The following is a 24,411-nucleotide window of genomic DNA, read 5'->3' as shown; positions in this document are numbered from 1 at the left end:
TTTAGCCGGTGTATGCCACTTGTGCAGCGGTGTGTTTTGGTGTCGTGGATGTCTGAGACTTATCTGCCGCCGGGCCATGAATATCCCGTTCACTCAGGTGGGTGCAGAATCCGTGTTTTAATGCCAGCTGAAACACTTCTCTGGCTTCTTCAATCGAAGAAATACCACCGATGCTGTAATTTTTTCTGGCCTGAGACATGGTCAGAATGACGGTTTCTGCCAGACAGGCGAGGGTGACACCAGTATCCAGTTCAGCGATATTCGGGCCGCCAAAGCGTAAATTCGCCGGCAGACGGACCAGTCCGCCGTCGTAGGCAGTAATATCATCCCGGTTTTGCTTCACTTCCTGCAGCAGGTCGGAAGGGCGTGCCACATCACAAACTATGGCTCCGGGTGAAAGTACATCCGGGCGGATAAAGGATTCGCCGTTGCTGGTGGCAGTAACGATGACATCACAGACTGGCAGGGCATGTTCAATATCGTTACTGAGCAACAGCGGGAAGCCTTCGGTTCGCCCATAGGTCTCAAGATATTGTTGTTTGACTGCCCGGAACATTGCCCGGTAGGTTTCCGCCGGGTAGTCTTCATCCGGCAGCTGGTTCACATGCGCCTGAATCACAGCTTCGGCACCGGCATCTGTCAGTGTTTTCCACAATGGTGTCATGGATTCACTCAGCACACCGGAGAAGAGTTTGTACAGGAATTCACCGGCCACAACTTCCTGTTTGTCCACATTGTCTTTATTGCGCGGGTTGCCAATCAGGTACAGTTGCCGGAACTCCGCACCGATATCGAGTAAACACAACCGGCCGACGGAGCCGGATACACCGACGATACCCAGGGTTTTCAGTGACATCTTTTCTGATCGGGCCCGACAGATTGTGCGGATACTGTCAGTGCTGGTTAACGCGGTAAAGGCATTACCGGTTGTAACGGGTGTGCCGCAGTCTGCCACGGTTGTTCCGCTGCGGGTAATCACAGAAGTAAATGCGCCCAGACCAATCATATCGGCACCGTTTTCCTGTGCGATCCCCACATAGGAGTGGATGAGTTGCTCTTTTTTCTCTTTCGGCAAACGCATCATGTCTTTGGGTGTGAGCAGGCTGCTGATCAGCCAGCCGTCAACATAGCCACCATTCTTTGAGGGGATACATGGCATGTAATAGGCCGGGGAGGCTCCGCCGTAGAAAGCTTTTGCTTTTCCCAGCCAGTACTGAATTTTTTCAATTTCATCTGCTGTGTAGGCCTGCTGACCACCGGGCATACAGTCAATGGTATGCATGTCGGTAACCGGATGAACAAAGAAACAGAAAGTTCCCAGTTTTTCTCCCTGAGGTACAATTGGCGGATTTTTATACGGACGGTCCGGAACCCCCGGACGTTCTTCGCCGATGCCGGCTGCTGCCCGGATCAACGCTGAGAATTTCCCCTGAGTGATCAGTTCACCGGCCTTTTCCAGCGCATGAATCAACTGATCGATTTCTGCCTCTGTAGCCAGATAGCAGGGCTGAAGACGCAACACATTGTGCGAGTTCATCGTCGGCAGGGTACAAATATTGTGGCGGTTGAGCAGGTATGCACAGACCAGCGGCACGATGATACCCTGACCGGAAACCGTCGGGCACAGATAAGATTCTTCATCATGCCAGGGTTGCAGTGTCAGGCCCTGCATCAGTCCCATGCCATCACAGGTTTTGAAAGCGACCGGAAATCTGTCCACCAGCTCCCGGAGGCGGGCCTGAAGATAAGCACCCACACGGGCAACACCGGCGATGATTTCCGGCTCTTCCGTCAGCTTTTTCATCACTGCACAGCCAATTGTGGTGGCCAGGTGATTATTGGCAAATGTGGAGGTGTGAAGCTGACCGAATTCAGTAGTCCAGGCTTTTTTACCGGCAATACAGGCACTGATGGGAATCAGGCCGCCACTCAGGGTTTTGGCGATCAGCAGTATATCCGGTTCTACGTCATCGTGTTCGCAGGCAAAAAGTTTGCCGGTCCGGCCAAGGCCGGTCTGCACTTCGTCAACAATCAGCAATGTACCGTATTTTTTACACAATTGTTCGCAGGTTTTCAGGTAACCGGGCGCTGGTGTCACCATGCCGCCTTCTCCCTGTACCGGCTCAACAATAAATGCAGCAGCCGGTCTGGTGCTGAGTATATCTTCTAATGCCTGAGCATCATTAAACGGGACATGCAGAAAGCTTTCTGATGGCGGATAAAAAGGCAGACGATAATGCTCATTTCCGGTCGCCAGAACTGCGCCCATCGTTTTGCCGTGAAAACTGTTTGTGGCTGAAACAATGATGTCCCGGCCGGTTTTGGCTTTCGCCATTTTTATCGCACTTTCAACAGCTTCTGCGCCGGTGCAGCTAAAAGTCACATACTTCATGTCACCGGGGGCTGCCTCAACCAGTGCCCGTGAGAGTTGTTGCGCACCTTCTGAAAAGAAAGGCTGGATCATGACTCCGGGATCGGCAGCCTGCTGTGCAGTCAGTACCTGCCAGAGAAAGTCCGGATTATGTCCAAAAGGTACGGCACCGAACTGAGATATAAAATCCAGATATTTATCCCCGGTGTCTGTAAACAGGTAAAGCCCTTTCGCCCTGGTAATCTTTTTATCGAAGCTGATAAGCTCCAGTAATTTTTGTCTTTCTATATTTAAGTAACTAGCCATGCTGATAATCTCATAATTAAAAACATCCTGCTTATCAATAGCAGAATGTGTGCGTTTTAATTTTCAAGTTGGGATGAAATAAATTGCCTTTATAGTTAAAAATATTGATCTTTATTCCAACTTTTCCTGAGCTTAATAGTTTCATTGAAAGGGTTTTATTTATTCAGTTCTTTTTAACAGACTGAGACTGACATTTTAAAGGTAATGTTTTTTTCAGAAAAATATGTAAATGATATTGTTGTTTTTATTATATTCATGGTTTTATTAGTTTTAATTTATACTGATACATCTGATGTTTTGTGTGATTGTTGTCTAAGCTATTGATGTGTTAGATGAATAGTAGGAATGCATACTAGTCCTTTTATTTGAAAATTCAACATGAATATGACAGTTTTTTTAAACGCTAATTGACTGGTTTATTTAAAGATACTTCTATTTTTTATATATATTTATTCAATATGTATAGTTCGTTTAAATATGAATTTGAACAGGAAAAATTACATATTATTGTAATGATTTCAATTTTTCCTGATAAATTTCGCAGGTTATAAGATATATTTTAATCGATTGGTTTGTTATGCAATAAATCAATTTGAATTTTTATGAAAATAAAACGAAAAAATATAAATATTAGGTTTTAATTAATTATTATTACGATGAATGAATATATACCCAGGCAACCTGAAGATGCATGATTCAGCGTGTAGCCGAAAGGTACAGTTCAAGGAAAGGGAATGCAGGAATGTCTCTGCTTTTCAAATCTCACTGAAAGCTGCATCTTCAGGTTGCCGGGGTAGATTCCTCATCAGAAGCATCCGTGTTTAATCGGGGATGAACAGGTTCCATCCGGAGTGGCATGGTATGTCACATTCAGGTTTTTGTATTCTTTTATAGACGATCGGTCTATAATCGTTTCCCAGATGAAATAATGAACAGATCAACAAGTTGATCCGGAGACAGGAACATGACGTTTAAAGCGATTTATATCGATAAAGCAGAAGATCAATATCAGTGCCGGCTGACAGAATTGCAGGACAGCGATTTGCCGGCAGGTGAAGTGACCATCGACGTGGAATATTCTACCTTAAACTATAAAGATGGTCTGGCAATTACCGGTGCATCTCCGGTGGTGCGTCGTTTTCCTATGGTGCCGGGGATTGATTTTTCAGGTGTGGTTGAGTCAGGGCAGCACCCTGATTTTCAGCCGGGACAACGGGTTTTGATTAACGGCTGGGGACTGGGTGAAAAATACTGGGGCGGGCTGGCGCAAAAAGCCACTGTTCCCGGTAAGTGGTTGCTGCCGGTACCTGAAAATATGAGCGCATATGATGTGATGGCGGTCGGAACCGCTGGCTATACGGCGATGCTGTGTGTGATGGCTCTGGAAAAATACGGAATTACCCCCGGTTCCGGCCCGGTACTGGTGACCGGAGCAAACGGTGGTGTCGGCAGCTTTGCCATCGCATTTCTGGCGAAGCTGGGCTATCACGTCGTGGCTTCCACCGGTCGGACAGAGGAAGCGGAGCGCCTGCAAAAACTGGGAGCACAGGAAATTGTTGATCGTCAGACATTATCTGAACCGGGACGTCCTTTGGGGAAGGAATTGTGGGCTGCTGCGATTGATACCGTGGGAAGTCACACTCTGGCCAATGTCTGTGCGTCCACCATTTATGGTGGTGTTGTTGCCGCTTGCGGGCTGGCACAGGGGATGGATCTGCCAGCCTCGGTGGCGCCGTTTATTTTACGTGGTGTCACACTGACTGGTATTGATAGTGTCATGTGTCCGATGCCGCTTCGTCAGACTGCATGGGAAAATATCGCCCGGCTGACAGATCGTATCATGCTGGATAATATCAGTATGCTGATTGGCATGAATGATGTCATTGAAACCGCACAGCAATTATTGGACGGGAAAGTAAAAGGCCGGGTTGTGGTGGATGTAAATCGGTTTTAATTGTTGTTTGATTTGAAGCTTTTGGTTTGGTGCGCCCCAGATACTTTTCAATGGATGAAAAGTATCCAAAAATCCTTTTTTATCCGGCTCTGGTACATGCAATGCGGCACGGATTTATTCGCGTCCTGCTCAAAATTCCTTAAAAACCCATCCGGGGTTTTTATCCGCAGGATATTGGATAGCCTCAGTTTGGGTGGGTGATCGATTTTGTGTTTTTATTTCCCCTTATCGCTTTCTGATGCATTCTTCAAATCAGAGGGCGTTGAAATTCATGCATGAATTTCAAGGTTCGTTGAGCAGGATGCGAATCGAACCGTACCCCGGTTCACAGATGATGAACTTAACCTGCATCAGAATCAAAGCGATATCGGGGCGGCCTTTTTCTCGTCACTCTTTTTTGTCCGCGCAAAAAGAGTGACCGGGGCGCGGGCACCAGAAGCCACTTGAATCCACAAAACTCACCAGCGCACCAAACAACTCACAAAAGCCAAATACTTCTGAAATCAGAAGAAAGAGTGAAGGGAGAGCGGGCACCACAAGCCGCTTGAATCCGCAATATTCACCAGCGCACCAAACAACCCACAAAAGCCAAATACTTCTGAAATCAGAAGCAAATGAGACCTGAAACTCACCCCCGCGCAGCGGCATAAGCCGCATGCACTGCCTCCGTCAGTCTGGCGGCTGCGGTTTCCAGCAGTGAACGGCTGCAACCAAAATTCAGCCGGATAAAACCGGGGTTGCCAAATGGTTCACCGCCGCTGACGCCTATGCCGTAAGACTCAAAATATTGTACCGCATCTGTCAGCCCAAGGGCGGAAATGTCAATCCATGCAAGGTAGGTTGCTTCAGGGGCATGCATCACCACGCCCGGCAGTTCACGACATTGCTGCATCAGATAATCCCGGTTGCCCCGCAGGTAATCCAGCAGTGCGGTGAGCCAGGGTTGACCATGTTGATACGCAGCTTCAACCGCCGCGAAACCGAAAATGTTGACGCCCGACATCACACCTTGCTGAGCTGCCTGAAATTGTTGCCGCAGCACCGGGTTTTCAATGACGGCAACGCCGCAGCTGAGCCCGGCCAGATTGAAGGCTTTTCCCGGTCCGGTTAAGGTTACTATCCTTTGTTTCATCGCTTCGGAAATGGTGGCGAAAGGTGTGTGGCTGACATTCGGTTCCAGAATTAAATCACTGTGAATTTCATCGGAAATGACGATCAGGTCATGACCTTCAACCCTCTGCGCGAGTGTGGTTAACTCCTGACGGGTAAACACCGTACCGGTCGGATTATGCGGGCTGCACAGAATCAGTAACTTTGCTTTTTGATCCAGCTGTTCATCCAGCGCTGCAAAATCCATCTGCCAGCGGCCCCGGATTCTTTTGACCGGCAGGGTGATGGCATCCCGGCCAAAACGTTGTGGTGCGGCGGTAATTTTCGGATAAACAGGCGTTTGCAGGATAACCTTCTCATCCGGGCGGGTGAAGGCTTCACAGCCGATATTGATGGCCGGAACCAGGCCCGGCGTGAAAATCAGCGCCTCCTCAGTGACCTGCCAGTCATATTTGTTTGCCAGCCATTCACAACATAAGGGCTTCAGCTTTGCGGATGGCTGACAATAACCGTATACCGGATGTTGTGCCCGCTGCCGGATGGCTTCTTTGACTGCCGGTGGCGACGGAAAATCCATATCTGCAACCCAGAGCGGAATGATATCCCGGCCCTGATATTTTGCCCATTTGATACTGTCGGTGAATTGGCGGTCTATCGGGGTATCGAAATCGTGATCACATGATGTCATGGTGAATGGTGTTCCTCAGTCAGGCAAGTTGATCCAGATGGTGGCGGTAATAACGCCAGAATTCATCCAGTGGTTCGACGGACTGAAACAGCTTCGCCCGCATCACGGCACCTTCCCAGCCGGACCAGAACACAGACGCTAAACTGTCGGTATCTGCGCCCGGCGGAATTTCCCCGCAGGTTTTTGCCAGCTCAAGGCAATCACTGATACGTTGCTGCCAGTCGGTGATAATTTCCCGCAGCTGAGCGGAGAGGGCTTCGGATAATTGCGGGACTTCCTGCATCATATTTCCCACCAGACAGCCGCGCTTAAACTGATACTGCGTGATTCCCTGTTTGGCATTTTCCACAAAGCTGTCAATCCGCTTTAATGGCGACAGACGTTCATCGAGCAGATGTTTGTCCAGCTTGTGGGCAAAATAACTGCCGTAGGCGGCTAAAACCTGCTGCCCAAAATCTTCTTTGCTTTTGAAATAGTGATAGAAAGAGCCTTTCGGCACCTGCACGTTTTTGACAATCGGCTCGACGCCGGCCGCAATAAAACCATACTCGGTGATGAGTTCCAGTCCGCTGCGGATCAGCTGTGCTCTGGTATCGGTAAATTCACGGCCGGTTTTCGGTGGCCGCCCGCGACGGCGTTTCGGTGCATTGTCCGTAGTCACTGAGATTTGTCACTTGTGCTCATGGATGAAACGCTTTACTTTACCGCAAGTTATCAGGGATGGAAAGCAAAGGGCCACGGCCCGCCAATTCCAGCCAGGCAGTATGAAAGGTAAATGTATGACAATTCAAAGTAATGACGCATTAAAAGCATGGATCGCCAAAGGCGGCCACCCCAAATTTGTGTTTTTCTGGGGACATCAGAAAGCGAAATCCGGAATTTCTCACTCCTGCTTCAGTCAGTGGTATGGTGCGCCGTTTGAAGACGATGGTATGCAGTTTAAAACGGCTGAACATTATATGATGTACCACAAAGCGATGCTGTTCGGTTGTCCGGAAATTGGTCAGCAGATTCTTGCCAGCGCTCACCCGAATGAAGCCAAACAACTGGGCCGCAAAGTGACCGGTTTTGATGAGGCGATCTGGAATGAAAAACGGTTTGAGATTGTGGTCAGTGCCAACCGGCTGAAGTTCAGTCAAAACCCGGAACTGAAGGCATTTCTGCTCGGAACCGGGAAGCGGATTCTGGTTGAAGCCAGTCCGGTGGATAAAATCTGGGGGATTGGCCTGGCTGCTGACCACGAACTGGCACCGATTCCGGCCAAATGGAAAGGATTGAACCTGCTTGGGTATGCGCTGATGGTGGTGCGGGATGAGTTATGTGATGAAGCATCATTCACAAAATAATACTATGCGCATATAGTCATATTGATTTTTTATTGTTTAATACAGGAAAATTGTGATGACTAAAACCTCAATGCTTACGTTTGTGACTGCCTTATTCACGCTTTCTGCTTTCTCCTGCGCTGCGGACAGCGACACATCCCAATCCACTTTCACTGAAAAATGGGTACAAATGTACGGGAAAACAACGCGATGGCATAAAGCTGCCGGGCCGCTGACCAAAGTCAGTCTGAAAGGTGTGACAGATCTCAGCCTCAGAGAATTTGCTTACGTTTCGGACAGTCCTGTCCGGTTTCAGTCCACCGGCAAGACGGTTGTGATGAACAAACAGGGAACGGCTTCTTATCAGTGTGGTGCTCATCAGCTGGTCTCGGGTCTTTATTATGTCGACAAAACAGATCAAAGGGTGCAGAAATTCAGATGCAGTGCGTTGAAAAAAACGGTTATCTCCCTTGGCAGTGGTGCGACATATACCTATCAATACCGTGTTGATGATAACGATTTCCAGTGGGTTCCGCTGGCTGAAAAAAGAATGGGTTGTGAAACCGGCTATGACATCACCGGTTTTGAATTTGACAATGCCGGGGATGCCCACATCAGTGCTGTACTGTGTTCTAAAGTGAATGCTTCTCTGGTGAAATAGATCTGCCGGATAAAAACAGCTGAATAGAAACAGCCCGTCAATCTGGTCGGGCTGTTTAGTGGCAGAGATAACGGGCAGACCGTTTTCCTATGGCATAGTCTCTTTTGCGCCGCCCGCCTTTACATTCTGTGAATCCTCCGATATACAGAAAAGCGCAAAGCAATCAGAATAGTATCAACCCCTAAGCCCTTAGCACTGATCAGAAGGACCGTTATGTCAGGATTTCAGCACCCCGCCGCCCATCAGGAAGCCCGCCGTTTAATCCGTCATGCACTGGACACCGGCCAGACCGAACTGGACTTAAGCCGGTTAAGGCTGAGGCAGTTACCGGAGGAAATCAGTGAACTGGCATCACAGTTAACCCACCTGAACTTAAGCCATTGCCGGGTTTTAGAAAGTTTGTCGGGTTTGGCAGGTTGTTCGCAGTTACAGTCGCTGGATTTCAGCGGGTGGGATGGTCTGAGCAATGTATCTGATCTGATATCACTCACTCAGTTAAATCAATTGAGAGTTTCTCAGCGCAATGGTGAAAAACTTTCCTGGTCTGCGGCGCAGGTGCTTCTTCTCGAACGACCCCGGCTTAATATCACTGGCAGTTTACCTGTCGAACATGTTCCAGCCGAATTAACTTCTCCTTTTAATCAGAAAGCGGTTGAAGACTGGTATCACGACATAAAACAACATGGCTACCGCACACCGAATACGGTCAAACTGATGTTGCTGGGTAATGGCAGAATCGGCAAGACTCAACTGGCAAGGCGGTTACGCGGCGAAGGTTATGATGAAACGGTTCCCAGTACCCATGGCATTCATATTCATGATTTTCACTGGAGTGATGCAAAGGTGCAGATTCACTGCTGGGATTTCGGCGGGCAGGATGTCTATCTGGGCACGCACAGCTTGTTTATTGATCAGCGGGCGGTGTATCTGCTGCTGTGGCATCCGGATTTTGAAAATCATGATCGGGTCAGGTGTGAACAGCTGGAAATGCGTAACCGCCCCCTCAGCTACTGGCTGGCGTATTTAAAATCACTGGCCGGAGCAACCGCCAATATTCTGGTGTGCCAGAGCCAGTGTGATAGCCTTGAGAGTGAACAACCGGCTCCGGTTCCCCATCCGCAACCATTTCAGACCTTAAAGCAGCTGGCTTTCAGCGCTAAAACGTCCGATGGATTCGATGTTTTGACACCGCACCTGAAACGGGCCATCCGCTTACAGCTGGAACGGAACGGGGACGTGTGGCTGCCCAACCCGTGGTTTGAAGTGGAAGCGGAGATAATGACCCGGCAACAGCAGCAGATCAGGCAGCTCAGTTATCCGGAGTTTGTCACTTTATGCCAAACTCATCAGGTCACGGCACCGGACACTCTGGCGGCATATCTGCACCAGTCGGGCAGGGTGTTTTACCGCAAAGGTCATTTTGATGATCAGTTGATTCTCGATCAGGCGTGGGCGCTGCAAGGGGTGTACCTGCTGCTGGAGCGTCGGAATGTGCTGCCGGTGCTGAAAGATCAGGGCGGCTGTTTTCACCGGGATACTTTGACCCATTTACTCTGGCAGCAGGAAGTCGCTGAACACGATCAACAGCTGTTTGTGGAGATGATGGTCCAGTGCGGGGCCTGTTTTAAAATCGATGACACGCACTATATCGCTCCGGATGCGCTGCCGGACAAATCATTGCCGCTGGTGGAACAAATCTGGCAGCAGGCAGAAATGGCGATTCATGTCCGGCTGGAATACCGGTTTTTACACGATGCAACGATGCGCTACCTGCTGAGTCAGATTGGTGAAAAAGCCGGGGCGAAAGCAAATTACTGGCGTTATGGCTGCTGTTTTTATGATAGTCAGCACCGGGTGAAAGTGCAGTTTGAGTGTACTCTGGATGAAGCGTCTCCGGCGGCACAAGAGCAAGACCCTTTTACCCAGCCGGGCCATATTGATATCCGGATTGCCGGTGCGTCTGGGCTGGATTTAGCACAGCATTTAGTTACATCAGTGACACAGAACAGTTACTTAGGCCAGCAACCGGAAGTTCGCTGGGTGAAAGGTGGCGAAAAACAAGAGGAAAGCAGCATGTGTGAGCAGAACAATCAACCTCCATTCAGTGTTATCGGAAGAGCGCAGGCGGCGCCCGACGCCTTGCCCAATGTGTATTTCTCCTACGCATGGGGCGATGAAACGGATCAACGGCAGGTGGTTTGCGATCAAATCTATCAGAAGCTGCAAGCGCACCGGCTGAATCTGTGCCGGGATCGGAATGTGATGAACACCGGGGATAGTATTGAAGCCTTTGAGCGGCAAATCGGGCGGGGGGATTTTATCGTGTTGCTGGTGAGTGAGAAATCACTCCGGTCCGTTGACTGTATGCATGAACTGGCGATGATTTACGGCTTTAGTCAGCGACAGCGGGATGATTTTGTCCAGCGGGTGATTCCGGTGATCCTTGCTGATGCCGGTATTGGGGCTTTACCCAAACGGCTGAAAGTGACCCTGTACTGGAAGAATCAGAAAGAAGAACTCCAGGCCCTGGTTGATGAAGTTGGAACCGAGCTGGCTGGTACAGAAACGGTGAAAGCGCTGGCTAAACTGACGGACATTACCGGTTGCTGTGTCGATGCCCTGACATGGTTAAACGATTTAATTACTGAACGAAATCCGGAATTACAGGCGGATGCCACGGTGGAGTTTGTCTTGCAGAAAATTAATCAGTGGCAGGAAACCAGAAAAGACAGGGAAAATGATCAGTGAAGGTATTCGTTATTCTGGCCGGTTATCGCCTGTTGGTCACCCCATTGACGGACTTCCGCAGGATTTCAGAGACTGGCTGATCGCCAAACATCTTAAAACTGGTATCATTATCACTTTAATATTTACCAGTTAGTTGTAATGAACAAATTAATCTCAGAAGGTCTCTATTTTGCCCGGTCTAACTTCGGTGCAATTTTCAATATTGCCGGCCCTTATATTTTGATTGTCTCTGTTATTGAGCCTTTTATGGGGGCGTTAGGGCAGTGGCCCGAATATCAGTGGATCCACGTTTTGTATCTGTTTATATCCGGTGGGATGTACACTTATGTGATGGTGCGTCTGATTAAACTGATGGCTTCGGTTGTTGCAGGTCAGGCGTTCGATCTCTCTGTCTCTTTGTCTGAATGGTATCGATTGTCCATTGTCTATTTAATCTATGGAATTGCTGTTTTGATTGGGATTATTGCTCTGATTATTCCCGGATTGTTTTTTGCTGCACGCTATAGTTTTGCACAATTTGAATCTGTGCTGTGTGGGGTAAAGCCGGTGAAATCTTTAAGCCTTAGCTGGGCGCAAACCCGCTCTGTGACATCAAAACTGATGCTGATTACTGCTCTGGCGGGTGGGTGTCAGATTTTAATTGATCTTCCGTTAGGTTATATCGGTAATATGTCATTGGCACTGGAATTCGGTGCGGTGATGGTGTCCAAACTGATTGGATTATGTGTGGCGGTATTTGTGCCCATTATCTGTTTTCGATTGTATGTGCTGAATATTGAAGCGAATACCAGCCCGGTTGAGGAAACGAAAGTCTGACAAATCAGCAGCCCATCATGATGATTGCCGGGCTGCTGTTTATTGGCCGGTGTGACGTATTCCCTCCGGATCAGAGAGTGATTTAACGCAATGGGGAATAATAAAACCTTAACCAGGGGTTACACCGGGACTTTGTAAATCACTTCGTCGAGTATTTTGCCTGAAGCGGTTTTCAATTCGTTTTCTTTCCATAAAACGCCGCCCAGAGACTCAGGAATTTTACGGCTGGCGATGTTTGCTCTGTCCACCGGATAAATCGCATAGTCAAAATCAATATTGTCTTTGGCCCAGTTCATCAAATGGCGGATAGCTTCCTGTCCGTATTTTTTCCCGTGCGCACTTTTCTTTAGCCATATCCCCAGCTCTGGCGTCCGGCAATTCCCGCGACCGTGGAAACCAGCACACCCTAAAAATTTACCATCTGGCGTGGTAATGGCAACCACGAGCTCCTGTTTTTGCTGCATATTGGCGATTGAAGCCGTGATGAATGTTTTCGTTTCGTCTATATGACTGGCCGGTTCAGGTGTCATATATGTTGTGATTTCCGATGTAAATTCACGGTATATATCATTCAAATATGCTTCAGAGAGGGATACCAGATTGATCCGGTCGCATGAAATTGAAATATGTTCGAGTGCTAAATCGACATCGTTTTTAAATGTGAATGTTTTCATTATTTTATCTCTGGCAGTGTTTTCACTTTGGTGACAGGAACCATGGTTTGCAGACACTTTTTTAACAAATATGCTTTAACATACATGCTCTAACAAACGTGCTCTAACAAGCCAGCTCTGCCGCCAGCTGTTTTTTACTTTGCTGGCGATCCAGTATCCATAGTCCGGCAGCGCTGACCAGGCAGACAGATATCAGCATTTGCCACATCAGCTGGTAGCTGTAGTGATCAATCATCCAGCCGATCAATATAAATCCCGGCATGCGTAATATGCCCTGCAAAGTGACGAGCGTTCCCTGAATACGTCCCCTGTGGCTGGCCGGAGACTGATTAGCGAGGTAAACCGCTTCTTTGGTCACCAGTAAAATTTCACCGGCCGCTAATAAAAGCCATGACAGATAGTGTGCCGGGACAGTGGGTTGCCACACAATCAGACCATAGCCCAGTGCGAATAATAACCCGGCTCCGGCAAGGTTCAGTGATTCTGTATAAAACCGGGTCAGCTTAATCAGAAGTGGTGTGCCGACCACGACGATCACACAGGCATAAGCCATCAGATGGCCCAGAATGACTGGCCCGTCTTTGCCGAACAGGTGGTTCAGATAAAGCGGGTTGGCGACGGTCATCTGGTTTTGAGCGAACCACAGCAAACCGCTCAGCAGCGCAAATACAACCAGGCGGGGTCTGTCTTTCAGTACAGACCAGACAGAGCCGGAGACCGGCTTCTCAAGCGTATTGATTTCATCCTGTTCATCCCCGGTTTTATCGTCGGCAACCGGGGTGGCACGGATAAAAAACATGATCACCAAAATTCCGGTCAACACAGCAAATCCGTTTGCGAAGAAGATCCAGCGGGTATAATTCCAGAACAGATATCCGGCAATTAAGGGCCCGATGGCAGAGCCCAGGTTGAAAGCCAGATAGCTGAGTGACAACATGGCGTCCCGGTTTTTGGGCGTTGATAAATCGGCGACCAGTGCATTGCTGGCGGGGAAAGCAATCCCGAATAAAAAGAACGTGATAAACAATAAGACCGGCACCAGAACCGGTGCGTCGCTGCAAAAACCACAGGCGATTAAAATCACCGAACCTGCCAGCTCGCCTGCGACCAGAACCCGTTTATGACCAAAGTTATCTGAGAGCTTACCGCCCACAAAGTTACCGGCCAGGATGATGCCTGTCAGCCCCGTGGCCAGAGAGCCTGCGGCTGTGGTGGAGTAGCCGAGTTTTTCAGTCAGTAACAGCATCAGAAACAGGAAAATGAAGCTGCCCATACCGACAATGAATCTGGCAAAGGCAAGGAAATAAATATCTTTGGGTAAGCCCCGGTAAATTGAAACAGCACGATATAATTGATTGAACACAAACATTCCTTGTTTTGAACCGATAGATAATTTTTACAGGCAGAGATGGGCCATTTGGGGAGAAATCTCTCCTGACTTTGTGATGAAGCAAATGACAGGTCATCAATAAAACTGTTAATGAACGATGTACTTTAAATCATCACTATGTGTTTTACTACATATTATTGGGGTATATTTCTGAATCTGAATATGCCGGGTGAGAACATGGTCAGTCACTATTGAGCGGGCGTTGCTCAGAACAGGTGAATATCCGGCGCATCCTCTGAAGAGCCGGATATTCATGGGTTGTAATGAACAGGTTGTCTGGGTATCAGTGGATTTGCTGCTGGTTTCAGTCAGTCACAATCTCCGTGACGGTACTGGTGAGCGGTTGTGCTTTCCGTGGCCGTCGGGCAAAAATGACCCCCCCGATGAAGAGTAATAACAAACATAACCCCCCGATTGCTGTTGTGATGGCCACCTGATAGCCGTGACTGAGTGTGGCGGAATATAGTGCGCCGACAGCGGCAGTGCCCAGGGCGAAACAACCTTGCTGAAGGGTGACGATAATACTGCTGGTCTCTCCGGCATGCTGCTGTTTCACATGGGTCAGGGCGATGCGGAATGCGGCCGTAATCATCAGGGCATTACCGAAACCAACCAGCGCCGTCGCCAGCAGAAAATCGTATTCCTGAAGGTGCAGGCCAATCGTCCGGAACAGGCCGATGGTCAGGATAAAACCGCTGAAAGTCATGATGCAACCTGCCGTAAAATTGGCATAGTGGCCGACCCGCTGACTCAGCGGTTTACTGAGCAGAGAACCAGCGAAAAAGCTCAGACCCAGAGAAAGAAACGTATTACCGGATTGCAGCGGGCTGAAATGGATCTGGCTTTGCAGGCAGAACGCAGTAATAAAGATAAAACCGGAGTAGGTGAAAGTCACCGCAATCTCCCCGGTTAACCCGGTCAGCAGCAGAGGCGTTTTAAACAGAGAGGGTGGCAGTAAAGGCTGCGCGTTCGCCGCTTCTTTGCGGGCTTCCGTTTTCCACAGCGCATAACCTGCCGGAATCAGGCCGGCTGATAACAGCCATAAATATGGCCAGTGTTGCCCCATTGCCACCGGAACCAGCAGACAAAGTAAAGTTAAAGCAAACAGCGCGCTGCCGGATACATCCATTTTCGGCATGTGTCCGGCTTTGGTTTCCGGAATCATCCGCGAACCGAACCCGAGAATCAGCAGGCAAACAGGAATATTAATAAAGAATGCCAGCCGCCAGCCTAATCCGGCGATATCCGCGGTGACGAGCCAGCCGCCGAGCATCTGCCCGAATGCGACCGATAGCCCGGCTACCGCAGTATAAATACCCACGGCACGGCTATGGCGTTCACCGGTGAGGGTGGCATGAATGGTCGCGAGAATCTGCGGCATCATCAGTGCGCCGAACACACCCTGTAACAGCCGTCCGGCCAGCATGGTGGTGATGGAGGTGGCGAATCCGCAAATGGCAGACGTTATTCCGAAGCCGATAATCCCGAGCATGAATATCTTCTTTCTTCCGTAGCGGTCACCCAGCCGGGCGCCGGTGGCAATGAATGTGGCAAAGCTCAGGGCATACAGTGCGACGATCAGCACCAGGCCGGATTCGTGGGTGTGGAGTGAATTCCCCATAACATCCAGTGCGACATTGACAATCGAAAAATCGATTTGCGGTAATAACTGTCCTGCGACCAGAAGTAAAAGCGCAAAGGATGACAGTGATTGATTTTGAGCCGTCATAAATAACCTCAGATGTGATTTCAAAGCAATCAATGTCTGGTATTATGCGGTTTAATCAGAGTCGTACAAGAAAGCACTCAGACTCGTATAATTTGTATCAGGCTATGATGTCGATCACAGTTTGAGAGGAAAAGTGATGGATGACAATTTGCAGTTAATTGGTGATTTTCTCCGGCGCAAGCGTGAAAGCCTGTCGCCGGAAATGATGGGGCTGCCGAAACCGGCCCGCAGCCGGACGCCCGGATTACGGCGGGAAGATGTTGCGTCTCTGGCGGGTATCAGTTCAGTCTGGTACAGCAAGATTGAACGGGGCAAAGCGGAAGGGATTTCGCCCGGTGTGTTATCTGCACTGGGGGAAGCTCTGCAGCTGAATCCGTCTGAGCAAAATTATCTTCATACCCTGGCTTCCCGCAAGCAGATCAATATCAAAGCACCCTGTTCCCGGACATCGGAAGAAACTGAGCGTTTGCTGAAGCTGATCAACCCATTACCGGCGATGCTGATTAATGATTATTTTGACATTATCAATACCAATGAGAGTTTCAGCCACTTGTGCGGGCTGGATGTAAATTCACTGCCGCAGGAAGAGCGGAATTATATCTGGCTGACGATGACAAACCTGCAGTGGCAGCAGTATTTACAGATTGACAGTGAAGCGGACTTAGTGACTCATGTGACCCGTCAGGCGGGATTTATGCGCAATACGATGGCATCGCGACCTAATGATCACCGGTTGCAGACGCTGGTCAGCCGCTTTGTCGCCCAGCCGGTTTTTGCGGCGGCATGGGGTAAAAATACGGTGCAGCAGTGTCCTGAATCGATGCTTTATACCTTTCATCATGCCCGGCTGGGAGAGATGGTGTTCAAAAAACAGATCTGGATCAACGGTTACGGTGAAGCAACCGGGCGGATGAATGTTTATCATCCGCAAAATGAGATTGATTATCAGCGCCTGGCCGGGATAACAGGCTGATTGTAAATGGAGTCATTTCCCGGTAGTTAGTGATTTCAGCACATTGGGTTTTCAGGGAGGAAGCCATGGATTTACATACATTAGGGATTTATTTTTTTGTGTCATTTTTTTATGTCATCAGTCCGGGGCCTGCCGTGTTTCTGGCGGTTTATAACGGGGCGATGAGCGGCACGAAAACGGTTGTGGCTTCGGCTCTGGGGAATATTACCGGGTTATTATTTCTTTCCACGCTGTCCATCAGCGGGCTGAGTGCGATTCTGCTGGCGTCATCCCTGCTGTTTACCACGGTTAAGCTGGTGGGTGCAGCATATTTAATCTATCTGGGGGTGAAGCAGTTGAGGTCACCGGGGAAGAAAAGTCCGCCTGCACCGGAGACTGTCTCCAAAACTGACCGGCGTTTATTGTCATTTTACCGGGAAGGATTTCTGGTGGCGGCAACCAACCCGAAACCGATTCTGTTTTTTGTTGCGCTGTTTCCGCAGTTTATCGATACACAGCAGCCGGTCACGCCTCAGTTTCTGATCATGACTCTGATGTTTATGCTGATTTCATTCACATCGTTATCCGTTTACGGTTTTCTTGCCAGCAGGGCAGGCGGACTATTATCGCATGCGCAGAATCTGCGCTGGTTTAACCGGATTAGTGGCGGTTTGTTCATCGGGATGGGCACCACTTTGCTTTACGTGAAAAGAACAGGATGAAAAAGTTTGCATGACTGATCATAAAAACTGAGATCTGTGCGAAAAATATACAATTCTGATTAAATATCGTACAATGTATTATCGGTGTGAAGCTGTCCCGGTAAGGAGAAGAAGAAATGCGAAGATTGTGCATGCTTTGGCTTGTTTTTGCCATGGCTTACCCTGCAAGCCTGTGGGCGAAATCAGAATATGATGTGATGTATGATCAATGTATCAAAGACTCAGGCCCGATTAATAATTCTGTCGTTTATACGTGCGCCGAACGGGCATCGCAGAAAGCGAAAGAAGAAATTAACCGCAGATATGTGTCTGCTTATACCAAGCTGAAAAAGTATGACAAAGAGGAAGCACACAAGCTGGAAGTTGCCCAGCAGGGCTGGCTGAAAAACAGAAATAACTATTGTAAATTAAAAGGCGCTTATATTGGTTCTCCGATGTATTCTTATTGTCCGATGAGAATGAATATTTCCAGAGCACTGGAACTGAGAACTCTGGACGAGAACATTCAGTGATCTGTATCTGCCTTAAGTTATCTGCCTCATATGACCCACCTGCCGGTTCCGGTTCAGGCCTGGCGGTTTTTTAAACAAACCCCAAATATGCTACACATGTCACACGGATTGTGACATTTATATCCCACAATGAAATGAACTTGCTTTACCGGATTAGACGTTGGTACAGGGTTCATGACTGACCGTTGGGTTCCGCACATTAAGCCGGATTTCGTTGCTGAGTCAGGCTGTTCAATGATGTTCATGCTGAACCTGTTGATCGTGTGGTTACGTGACTGACCCTGAGGAAGTTCTGTTTTTTTGTTCTTGGTGTTGTTCCCCGCCGGAGGGCGGGGGTTTTTTTATGTGGCTGATAGCTGGCAGGTCTCAGAATGTCAGATCAAGTGCCGCCCAAAACTCCCGTCCGGAATCAACAAATCCGTATTCAGAAAAAGTGAAGGTCTGGTTAAACAAATTATTCACACCGACGCTGACACTTACGGCCTCTCCGAAGTGATGACCAACACCAATGTCGAACAGCTGATAGGATGGTGCCTGAGTTTCCCGGTTGGAAGACAGCCCGGTCGCTTCACTTTCCTTTCCATGATAAGCATAGCGGGTCCACAGCTGTGTGTTATCACTGACCGACCAGCGGGTCGAAAGTACTGCCAGATGTAGCGGAATCTGACTCAGTGGCTGGCCGCTGTTTTCACCGGATTTCTGTTCTGAGCGCGTATAGCTGTAACTCAGGGAAGCTGATAATGCGTCACTGAATGTGTAGCGTGCCGACACTTCAGCACCACGCGTCTGCGCTTTATCGATATTGACGTAATAGTAAGAGTCAGCTTCTGAACAAAGGGTTTCAGGACAACTGGCGCGGGTAATTTTATCCTTGAACTGGTTGTCAAATGCCGTCACCGTCACCTGCAGATTATCCGGATGATAAATCGCACTGATTTCAGAGGTTACTGAGGTTTCCGGCGTTAAATCAGCATTACCGTAGACATAATAAGTGTTGCGTCCGCCGCCACTTTCCTGAGCCCATTCCGGCGTCATCTGTCGCAGCTCAGGTGCCCGGTAACCTGTTGACACACCACCTTTCAGAGTCCAGTTTTCTGCCGCAGACCAGATACCATAGATCCGCGGGCTGAAATGTTCATCAAACTGATCACTTTTGTCACCCCGCAGGCCGGTGACCAGAGACAACGTATCGCTCAGGAACCACTCATCTTCAGCGAACAGTGCATAACGGTTATCTGAGATATGATTCAGATCAGACAGGGCATTGGTCGTGTTGTCCGTCAGTCTGGCCGTGGTCAGATTGCCACCAACCGTTGTGATGTGCGCATCTGTCGGGATGACCCAACTGGTGTTGAGAACCGTATTTTTGATCCGGATATCCCGGCCTTTGTTGGTGGTTTTTTCGTATTGCAGATACGTGGTTTCATTCACTGAATCATAGTGGCCCTGATGCGTCAGCGCGATAGATTGTTTATTGTTGTTGGTTCTGGTATTACTTCTGGCACTGCCGGCAGCGGATTGCCCCAGAGTGGTTTCCCGGACCTGAGTCACCTGGCTGAAATCCAGATCAAACTGATGATTCTCCGTTGGTGTATAGCTGATTCTTCCGAGATAGCTGTCAATGTCTTTCTCCGGTGAGCCGCGGGAAATCTCATCTTCCTGATGGTGGTAATAACTGGCGCTCAACTGCAGACTCAGCCGGTTTTCAATCACCGGGCCGGAAAAAGTCAGCGTGCTTTTGGTTCCTGGTCCGGATTCACCCGCCTGCGGTACGATGGCTTCCAGACGCAGGTTTGCCCGCCATGCAGCGCCATGTTTGCGGGTAATGATATTAATAACGCCACCCATGGCCTCGGAGCCATACAGGGTTGACATCGGGCCACGGATCACTTCAATCCGTTCAATATTTGCCAGTGGTGGCAGCCATTCCTGATCAAATCCGGCACTCCCGCTGGGTTGAGATTCACGGGAAGCCTGCGGGCGGCCATCGACCAGAATCAGGGTGTAATCTGAAGGCATGCCGCGGACGCTGATATTCTTGCCGGTTGCACTGCCGGTCAGTGTCAGGCCGGGAACCGACTGAAGGATCTCGCCGATATTGCGAAAAGCACTTTTTTCAATGTCTTCCCGTGAAATAACGCTGACAGAGGCCGGAGCATCAATGCTTTCCTGTTGATAACCGGATGCGGTGACAACAACGGTATCAAACGTTTGGTCCTCAGCAAAGGCCGGGTGTGTAATCAATGCAGCGGATGCAGACAGCAGGAACCCGTTTGGTTTGTTCATAGTTGAATCATCTCCCGTTTGGAACAGATAGGTTTTAAATCAATCGTTTGTGAAATAACCGGCATCCCGGAACATCCGGCTCCGGGATGGCGGGAAATCAGTTTGTTGCTTTCTTTGCGGCGGTTTGTCGCAGATGAAGCTGTTCAGCCTGCGCCAGACTACAGTCATGCAGCAGGTCAAATGCCTTCAGCGCGCCGGGGTCGGTAAACGGATGGGGTTCACCGGCCTGACGGGTTTTCAGCCGGGCAATCCGTTCCAGGGCGTTGTCTCGTCGCGGATGATTTGACAGAAATACATCGACAGAATTTTCTTTGGCGATGTCACGAAAGCGCCGGGCAGAATCCGCATACAGGCGGATGCGGGTTTCATCCGGGCCAAAGTTCAGCCCGGTGCCACCCCATAATGCCGCCATGTGAGTGTCGCTACCGTCTTTCAGCGGAATCAACAGGGAGAGGGTGCCCATGGTGTGTCCGGGGGTGACATACAGGCCGATACGAGTGTCACCCAGTGTCAGGACATCGCCATCACTGACTGCAATATCGCGGGCAGGTGCTTTCCCCCAGCGAGGGTTGGCAATCAGTTCTTCAGCCCTTTCCAGCATCAGCCAGTCTCTTTCACTCATCACCACGCGGGTGTGAAAGTGTTTCACCAGATAGTCCTGCCCGCCGTAGTGATCACCATGTGCATGCGTCACGATCAGATATTTGACGTCTGCGGGATCAAGCCCCAGTTTTTTCAGCCCGGCGACAATGATGTTTTCGGCCTGTCTGTTATTGTTCATCGCATCAATCAGAATCAACCCTTCAGAGGTTTTCACCGCCCAGCTGGCAACCCGTTTGTTGCCGACAAAATACAGGTTGTCAAACACCTGTGTCGGTTCTGCGACTGATGCCGCCGAGCGGCGCTGACGCTCTGCGGCCGTCAGGGTACGTTTTTTCTTGTTTTTGTGCCGGCCGGCAAAGATCAGCGGCTTTTTCAGATCACAGATATTACCCAGTCCCGGATATTTTTTTCCGGCTTCCAGCCCCTGTTTCACCAGTGCTGCCGGTGATGAAGATGGCTTTGAAAATGGTGCTGAAGCCGGTGATGAGCTGGTTGCCGGAGCACAGGCAGTCAGGGCCAGCAGTGAGGTTAACAGCAGCGCCGTTTTGTGGCGTGCAGACATAAAGCGAGGGTTCAACATATTCACAGCCTAAATAATTGCAAATGATAACGTTTATTATTATCATCATTTTCCGGTGAATTACCTGCAACATGCCGTTGCAGTTTCTGCAATACCTGTGCGGAGTGAGTAAAAACAAGCATGTATGATTTAAATGATATTCAAAGCTTTGTCATGGTGATGGAGACAGAAAACCTGACGGAAAGCGCCAGACGGCTGAGTGTGTCGAAATCAACACTGAGCCGCCGGGTGTCTCATCTGGAGAGTGTGCTCGGGCAGCCTTTGCTGTTACGCCATTCAAATAAGATGCAGGCCAATGATGCCGGAAAAGCCTTTTATCCCTTTGCCCGTAAGCTGTTGGAAACCGCCAGACAGAGCCGCAAGGTGCTGGAACATTTGCAGGATTCGGTCAGTGGTGAAATTGATGTCACCGTTTATTCCAGCTTTGCCCGCTCATGGTTTCCCGGAGAAATGCTGACTTTTGCAGAGCAGCATCCGGAGGTGAGTTTTCAGCTGCATACGGCATCGGTGCTTGATCAAAATTGTCAGTCGGATGTGATGATCTGGCTGGGAGCCGTCAGCGATTTTGGGATGAAAGCGGAACTGGCCGGTTATCTGTCCTGTGGCCTGTATGCTTCAGAGCGGTTTCAGCGGCGGCTGGGGATACCGGACAATGTTGCCGCCCTGGAACATCAGCCGTGGGTGAATCTGCACCGCCTGTATCACACGGATGGCGAACTCAAGCTGTCTCATCCGCAGAAGGGCTCGCAAATCGTCAAATTACCCGGTTCGCGGATTTTATCGGATCAGATCGGCATGCAGATGGAAGCGATTGTTTCCGGGCATGGCATCGGTATTCTGCCGGATTATATGGTGCACCGCAGAGAGCGTCATCATCCCGGAGATTTAATCCGGGTGTTGCCGCGCTGGACATTGCCGCGTCTGCCGTTGTATCTGATTTATCCTTACGGCCAGCTGCCAAGACGGATTCAGGCATTTTTACAGCACATGCGTCAGGCTTCTGCTGCGATTGTGCTTGCAAAACCCGGCAGGGAGCCGCTTACCATTGCAGAAGCGACAGACTAAACAGAAGCGACAGATTAAGCTGCAGGTTGATCAGACAGCCCGTGCCCGGCTGCGGAATGATTGCGCTGGATATTCACCAGCACCGGGGTGCCGGTGCCCGGATCGGTGAGCAGTTCACAGTCAATCCCGTAAAGGGATTTCAGCAGCGGGCCGGTAATGACCTGCTCCGGACTACCCGTGGCGATAATCCGCCCGTCTTTCATCGCAATTAAATGGTCGGCATAGCGGGCCGCCATAGCAATATCATGTACCACCATCACGATACTTTTTCCCTGTGCCGCCAGTGTACGGATTAGCTCAAACACCTCAATCTGATGTCCTAAGTCCAGTGCGGAGGTCGGTTCATCAAGTAACAGTAACGGCGTTTCCTGGGCGATACACATAGCGATCCAGGCGCGCTGACGTTGTCCGCCGGACAGAGTATCGAGCAGGCGATCGGATAAGTCCTGCAGATTTGCTGCTGCAAGCGCCTGGCTGATGACTGTATTGTCATCACTGTGCCACTGCCGCAGTAATCCCTGATGCGGATGGCGGCCAAAACGAACCAGTTCCCGTACGGTAATGCCATCCGGTGCCAGTGTTTCCTGCGGCAACAGGGCCAGCTTCAGTGCCACTTTACCGGAGGGGATCGAATAAATATCTTTTCCGTCGATATACACAGACCCACTTGCCGGAGGATGTACTCTGGCCAGTCCGTTCAGCAGGGTCGATTTTCCACAACCGTTCGGGCCGACAATCGCGGTGACTTTTCCCTGCGGAAAACTGACGCTCAGGTCATGCACGATCGCACGGGTGCCGTGAGTCAGTTGCAGATGCCGGGTGGAAAGTTCTGAGGAGTGCAGCATATTCATAAAGTGCTCCGCTGAGGTTGACGAATCAGGATCCAAATCAGGTAAGGGCCGCCGGTGACTGCCGTCACGATACCGACGGGAAGTTCAATCGGGGAAAGCAGGGTTCTTCCGGCCAGATCGGCCAGGACCATCAGAATTGCGCCGCAAAGTGCGGCAGAGACAACCGGCAGACCTTTGTGTCTGGCCAGTGAACGGGCTATTTCCGGCCCGGCCAGTGCAACCATGCCAACAGGACCGGCAAGCGCTACGGCAAATCCGGTCAGTGTGACCGCAATGAGCACCGCCATCAGCCGTATCCGGCCTGGCGTATGGCCCAGCGTGGTGATGACGGCATCCGAAAAGGTCATCAGCCGGAAATAGCGGGTCAGCACGATACTCAACAGCAGGCCTGCGGCTGTGATGATGCCGGTCAGTGGCACCTGTTCCGCCGGTCTGCCGGACAGGCTGCCGACGGTCCAGGGGTAGGCCGCATTGGCTGTATCAATATGAACCTGAGACAGCAGAAGCTGTGACACGGCACCTGAGACGGCACCAATCGCCATTCCGGCGACAATAAACCGGTAACCATGGGTGCCGCTGCCTCCGCCGACAGCAAATGCCAGTGCAGTGGCGGTTGCTGCACCGGTCAGCGCCATCGTTGACGGTGCCAGACCGAATCCCACACCCGTGACGGAGGCAACGGCAAAAGCCATTGCTGCATTATCCAGGCCAATGATTCCCGGTGTCGCCAGGCGGTTTCTTGCCACACTCTGCATTAAACACCCGGCAAGAGAGAAGGCGGCGCCAGTGTATAGCCCGGCAAGAATCCGGTGCAGGCGCAGGTCAAAAATCAGCAGCCGGGTCATCGCATCCCCTCCGCCCATCAGGGTTTCCACGACAACCGCGGGGGAAACATACATGGTGCCGGTGGAAAGCGATAAAATACAACAGGCTGCCAGCAGCAGGCACAGCAGCAGATTCCGGCTGACCGCAGCCCGTTCGGTGACGACATTAACATCGCGTGTACCAATACGTAAGAGGGTGGGTTCAGTCGCTGTCGGGGAAGATGCCATGATGAAATTCGCTTCT

The 24,411-nt window shown here is 50.1% G+C and carries 19 protein-coding genes; 9 read left to right on the top strand and 10 right to left on the bottom strand.

Annotated features, from left to right (window positions below; genetic code table 11):
* Position 1: 1 nt before the first annotated feature.
* Positions 2 to 2,677, bottom strand: a complete 2,676-nt coding sequence (locus tag OC443_RS11095) for an aminotransferase class III-fold pyridoxal phosphate-dependent enzyme (RefSeq protein WP_073584573.1) — start codon at positions 2,675 to 2,677, stop codon at positions 2 to 4.
* 964 nt (positions 2,678 to 3,641) lie between these two features.
* On the opposite strand from OC443_RS11095, the gene acuI reads away from it, so the two are divergent.
* Positions 3,642 to 4,631 (top strand): acrylyl-CoA reductase (NADPH), encoded by a 990-nt coding sequence (acuI, locus tag OC443_RS11090; RefSeq protein WP_073584575.1) that lies wholly within the window; start codon positions 3,642 to 3,644, stop codon positions 4,629 to 4,631.
* Between the two features lie 628 nt (positions 4,632 to 5,259).
* On the opposite strand, the gene OC443_RS11085 is transcribed toward acuI, so the two are convergent.
* Together OC443_RS11085 and acuR are read right to left on the bottom strand one after the other, a co-directional pair.
* The gene (locus tag OC443_RS11085; protein ID WP_073584579.1) at positions 5,260 to 6,429 is read right to left on the bottom strand and encodes a MalY/PatB family protein; all 1,170 of its coding nucleotides are present in this window, start codon (positions 6,427 to 6,429) and stop codon (positions 5,260 to 5,262) included.
* A gap of 19 nt (positions 6,430 to 6,448) precedes the next feature.
* Complete coding sequence (gene acuR, locus OC443_RS11080) at positions 6,449 to 7,090, bottom strand: acrylate utilization transcriptional regulator AcuR (RefSeq protein WP_200796952.1); 642 nt, start codon at positions 7,088 to 7,090, stop codon at positions 6,449 to 6,451.
* Positions 7,091 to 7,208: 118 nt separating this feature from the next.
* Between acuR and OC443_RS11075 the strand changes: the two genes are divergently transcribed.
* The 4 genes from OC443_RS11075 (at position 7,209) to OC443_RS11060 (ending at position 11,979) form a co-directional block, all read left to right on the top strand.
* A complete protein-coding gene (locus OC443_RS11075; protein WP_143169370.1) occupies positions 7,209 to 7,775 on the top strand; it encodes an NADAR family protein in 567 nt (188 codons plus the stop codon).
* Between the two features lie 55 nt (positions 7,776 to 7,830).
* On the top strand, positions 7,831 to 8,415 hold the full coding sequence (locus OC443_RS11070) for a hypothetical protein (protein ID WP_073584585.1): 585 nt from the start codon (positions 7,831 to 7,833) through the stop codon (positions 8,413 to 8,415).
* Positions 8,416 to 8,628: 213 nt separating this feature from the next.
* Positions 8,629 to 11,163 (top strand): COR domain-containing protein, encoded by a 2,535-nt coding sequence (locus OC443_RS11065; RefSeq protein ID WP_073584587.1) that lies wholly within the window; start codon positions 8,629 to 8,631, stop codon positions 11,161 to 11,163.
* 138 nt (positions 11,164 to 11,301) lie between these two features.
* Positions 11,302 to 11,979 (top strand): hypothetical protein, encoded by a 678-nt coding sequence (locus OC443_RS11060; protein WP_073584589.1) that lies wholly within the window; start codon positions 11,302 to 11,304, stop codon positions 11,977 to 11,979.
* Positions 11,980 to 12,098: 119 nt separating this feature from the next.
* Here OC443_RS11060 and OC443_RS11055 read toward each other — a convergent pair whose 3' ends face one another.
* The 3 genes from OC443_RS11055 to OC443_RS11045 form a co-directional block, all read right to left on the bottom strand.
* Positions 12,099 to 12,653: a GNAT family N-acetyltransferase gene (locus tag OC443_RS11055; RefSeq protein WP_073584591.1), complete on the bottom strand. Its 555-nt coding sequence runs from the start codon at positions 12,651 to 12,653 to the stop codon at positions 12,099 to 12,101.
* A 103-nt stretch (positions 12,654 to 12,756) separates the two neighbouring features.
* Positions 12,757 to 14,016 (bottom strand): MFS transporter, encoded by a 1,260-nt coding sequence (locus tag OC443_RS11050; RefSeq protein ID WP_073584593.1) that lies wholly within the window; start codon positions 14,014 to 14,016, stop codon positions 12,757 to 12,759.
* 331 nt (positions 14,017 to 14,347) lie between these two features.
* Positions 14,348 to 15,772, bottom strand: coding sequence for an MFS transporter (locus OC443_RS11045; RefSeq protein WP_073584595.1), 1,425 nt, complete (start codon positions 15,770 to 15,772; stop codon positions 14,348 to 14,350).
* 136 nt (positions 15,773 to 15,908) lie between these two features.
* Here OC443_RS11045 and OC443_RS11040 point away from each other — a divergent pair, with 136 nt between their 5' ends.
* From OC443_RS11040 to OC443_RS11030, 3 genes are all read left to right on the top strand, one after another.
* Complete coding sequence (locus OC443_RS11040; RefSeq protein ID WP_073584597.1) at positions 15,909 to 16,745, top strand: helix-turn-helix domain-containing protein; 837 nt, start codon at positions 15,909 to 15,911, stop codon at positions 16,743 to 16,745.
* 65 nt (positions 16,746 to 16,810) lie between these two features.
* Positions 16,811 to 17,446: a LysE family translocator gene (locus tag OC443_RS11035; protein ID WP_073584599.1), complete on the top strand. Its 636-nt coding sequence runs from the start codon at positions 16,811 to 16,813 to the stop codon at positions 17,444 to 17,446.
* Between the two features lie 116 nt (positions 17,447 to 17,562).
* On the top strand, positions 17,563 to 17,958 hold the full coding sequence (locus OC443_RS11030; protein WP_073584600.1) for a lysozyme inhibitor LprI family protein: 396 nt from the start codon (positions 17,563 to 17,565) through the stop codon (positions 17,956 to 17,958).
* Between the two features lie 366 nt (positions 17,959 to 18,324).
* Here OC443_RS11030 and OC443_RS11025 read toward each other — a convergent pair whose 3' ends face one another.
* Positions 18,325 to 20,244 carry a TonB-dependent receptor domain-containing protein gene (locus tag OC443_RS11025; protein WP_073584602.1) on the bottom strand — a complete coding sequence of 640 codons (1,920 nt, stop codon included), beginning with the start codon at positions 20,242 to 20,244 and terminating at the stop codon, positions 18,325 to 18,327.
* A 97-nt stretch (positions 20,245 to 20,341) separates the two neighbouring features.
* Positions 20,342 to 21,427, bottom strand: a complete 1,086-nt coding sequence (locus OC443_RS11020) for an MBL fold metallo-hydrolase (protein WP_200796953.1) — start codon at positions 21,425 to 21,427, stop codon at positions 20,342 to 20,344.
* 120 nt (positions 21,428 to 21,547) lie between these two features.
* Here OC443_RS11020 and OC443_RS11015 point away from each other — a divergent pair, with 120 nt between their 5' ends.
* On the top strand, positions 21,548 to 22,492 hold the full coding sequence (locus OC443_RS11015; protein ID WP_073584604.1) for a LysR family transcriptional regulator: 945 nt from the start codon (positions 21,548 to 21,550) through the stop codon (positions 22,490 to 22,492).
* Positions 22,493 to 22,506: 14 nt separating this feature from the next.
* Here OC443_RS11015 and OC443_RS11010 read toward each other — a convergent pair whose 3' ends face one another.
* Positions 22,507 to 23,343, bottom strand: coding sequence for an ABC transporter ATP-binding protein (locus tag OC443_RS11010; protein ID WP_073584606.1), 837 nt, complete (start codon positions 23,341 to 23,343; stop codon positions 22,507 to 22,509).
* Positions 23,340 to 24,395 (bottom strand): FecCD family ABC transporter permease, encoded by a 1,056-nt coding sequence (locus tag OC443_RS11005; protein WP_073584608.1) that lies wholly within the window; start codon positions 24,393 to 24,395, stop codon positions 23,340 to 23,342. The genes OC443_RS11010 and OC443_RS11005 overlap by 4 nt, the downstream gene beginning before the upstream one ends.
* Between the last annotated feature and the right edge of the window lie 16 nt (positions 24,396 to 24,411).

Origin of the sequence: Vibrio quintilis, from assembly GCF_024529975.1 — a bacterium.
Classification (GTDB): domain Bacteria; phylum Pseudomonadota; class Gammaproteobacteria; order Enterobacterales; family Vibrionaceae; genus Vibrio; species Vibrio quintilis.
Note: the sequence above shows the minus strand (reverse complement) of the source record. Positions and strands in the feature narration are given on the sequence as shown.

Bases quoted from the DNA above. Each gene is read 5' to 3' on its own strand.
- OC443_RS11095 (WP_073584573.1), bottom strand. From the start codon at position 2,677: ATGGCTAGTTACTTAAATATAGAAAGACAAAAATTACTGGAGCTTATC.
- acuI (WP_073584575.1), top strand. From the start codon at position 3,642: ATGACGTTTAAAGCGATTTATATCGATAAAGCAGAAGATCAATATCAG.
- OC443_RS11085 (WP_073584579.1), bottom strand. From the start codon at position 6,429: ATGACATCATGTGATCACGATTTCGATACCCCGATAGACCGCCAATTC.
- OC443_RS11075 (WP_143169370.1), top strand. From the start codon at position 7,209: ATGACAATTCAAAGTAATGACGCATTAAAAGCATGGATCGCCAAAGGC.
- OC443_RS11070 (WP_073584585.1), top strand. From the start codon at position 7,831: ATGACTAAAACCTCAATGCTTACGTTTGTGACTGCCTTATTCACGCTT.
- OC443_RS11065 (WP_073584587.1), top strand. From the start codon at position 8,629: ATGTCAGGATTTCAGCACCCCGCCGCCCATCAGGAAGCCCGCCGTTTA.
- OC443_RS11060 (WP_073584589.1), top strand. From the start codon at position 11,302: ATGAACAAATTAATCTCAGAAGGTCTCTATTTTGCCCGGTCTAACTTC.
- OC443_RS11055 (WP_073584591.1), bottom strand. From the start codon at position 12,653: ATGAAAACATTCACATTTAAAAACGATGTCGATTTAGCACTCGAACAT.
- OC443_RS11045 (WP_073584595.1), bottom strand. From the start codon at position 15,772: ATGACGGCTCAAAATCAATCACTGTCATCCTTTGCGCTTTTACTTCTG.
- OC443_RS11040 (WP_073584597.1), top strand. From the start codon at position 15,909: ATGGATGACAATTTGCAGTTAATTGGTGATTTTCTCCGGCGCAAGCGT.
- OC443_RS11035 (WP_073584599.1), top strand. From the start codon at position 16,811: ATGGATTTACATACATTAGGGATTTATTTTTTTGTGTCATTTTTTTAT.
- OC443_RS11030 (WP_073584600.1), top strand. From the start codon at position 17,563: ATGCGAAGATTGTGCATGCTTTGGCTTGTTTTTGCCATGGCTTACCCT.
- OC443_RS11025 (WP_073584602.1), bottom strand. From the start codon at position 20,244: ATGAACAAACCAAACGGGTTCCTGCTGTCTGCATCCGCTGCATTGATT.
- OC443_RS11020 (WP_200796953.1), bottom strand. From the start codon at position 21,427: ATGTTGAACCCTCGCTTTATGTCTGCACGCCACAAAACGGCGCTGCTG.
- OC443_RS11015 (WP_073584604.1), top strand. From the start codon at position 21,548: ATGTATGATTTAAATGATATTCAAAGCTTTGTCATGGTGATGGAGACA.
- OC443_RS11010 (WP_073584606.1), bottom strand. From the start codon at position 23,343: ATGAATATGCTGCACTCCTCAGAACTTTCCACCCGGCATCTGCAACTG.
- OC443_RS11005 (WP_073584608.1), bottom strand. From the start codon at position 24,395: ATGGCATCTTCCCCGACAGCGACTGAACCCACCCTCTTACGTATTGGT.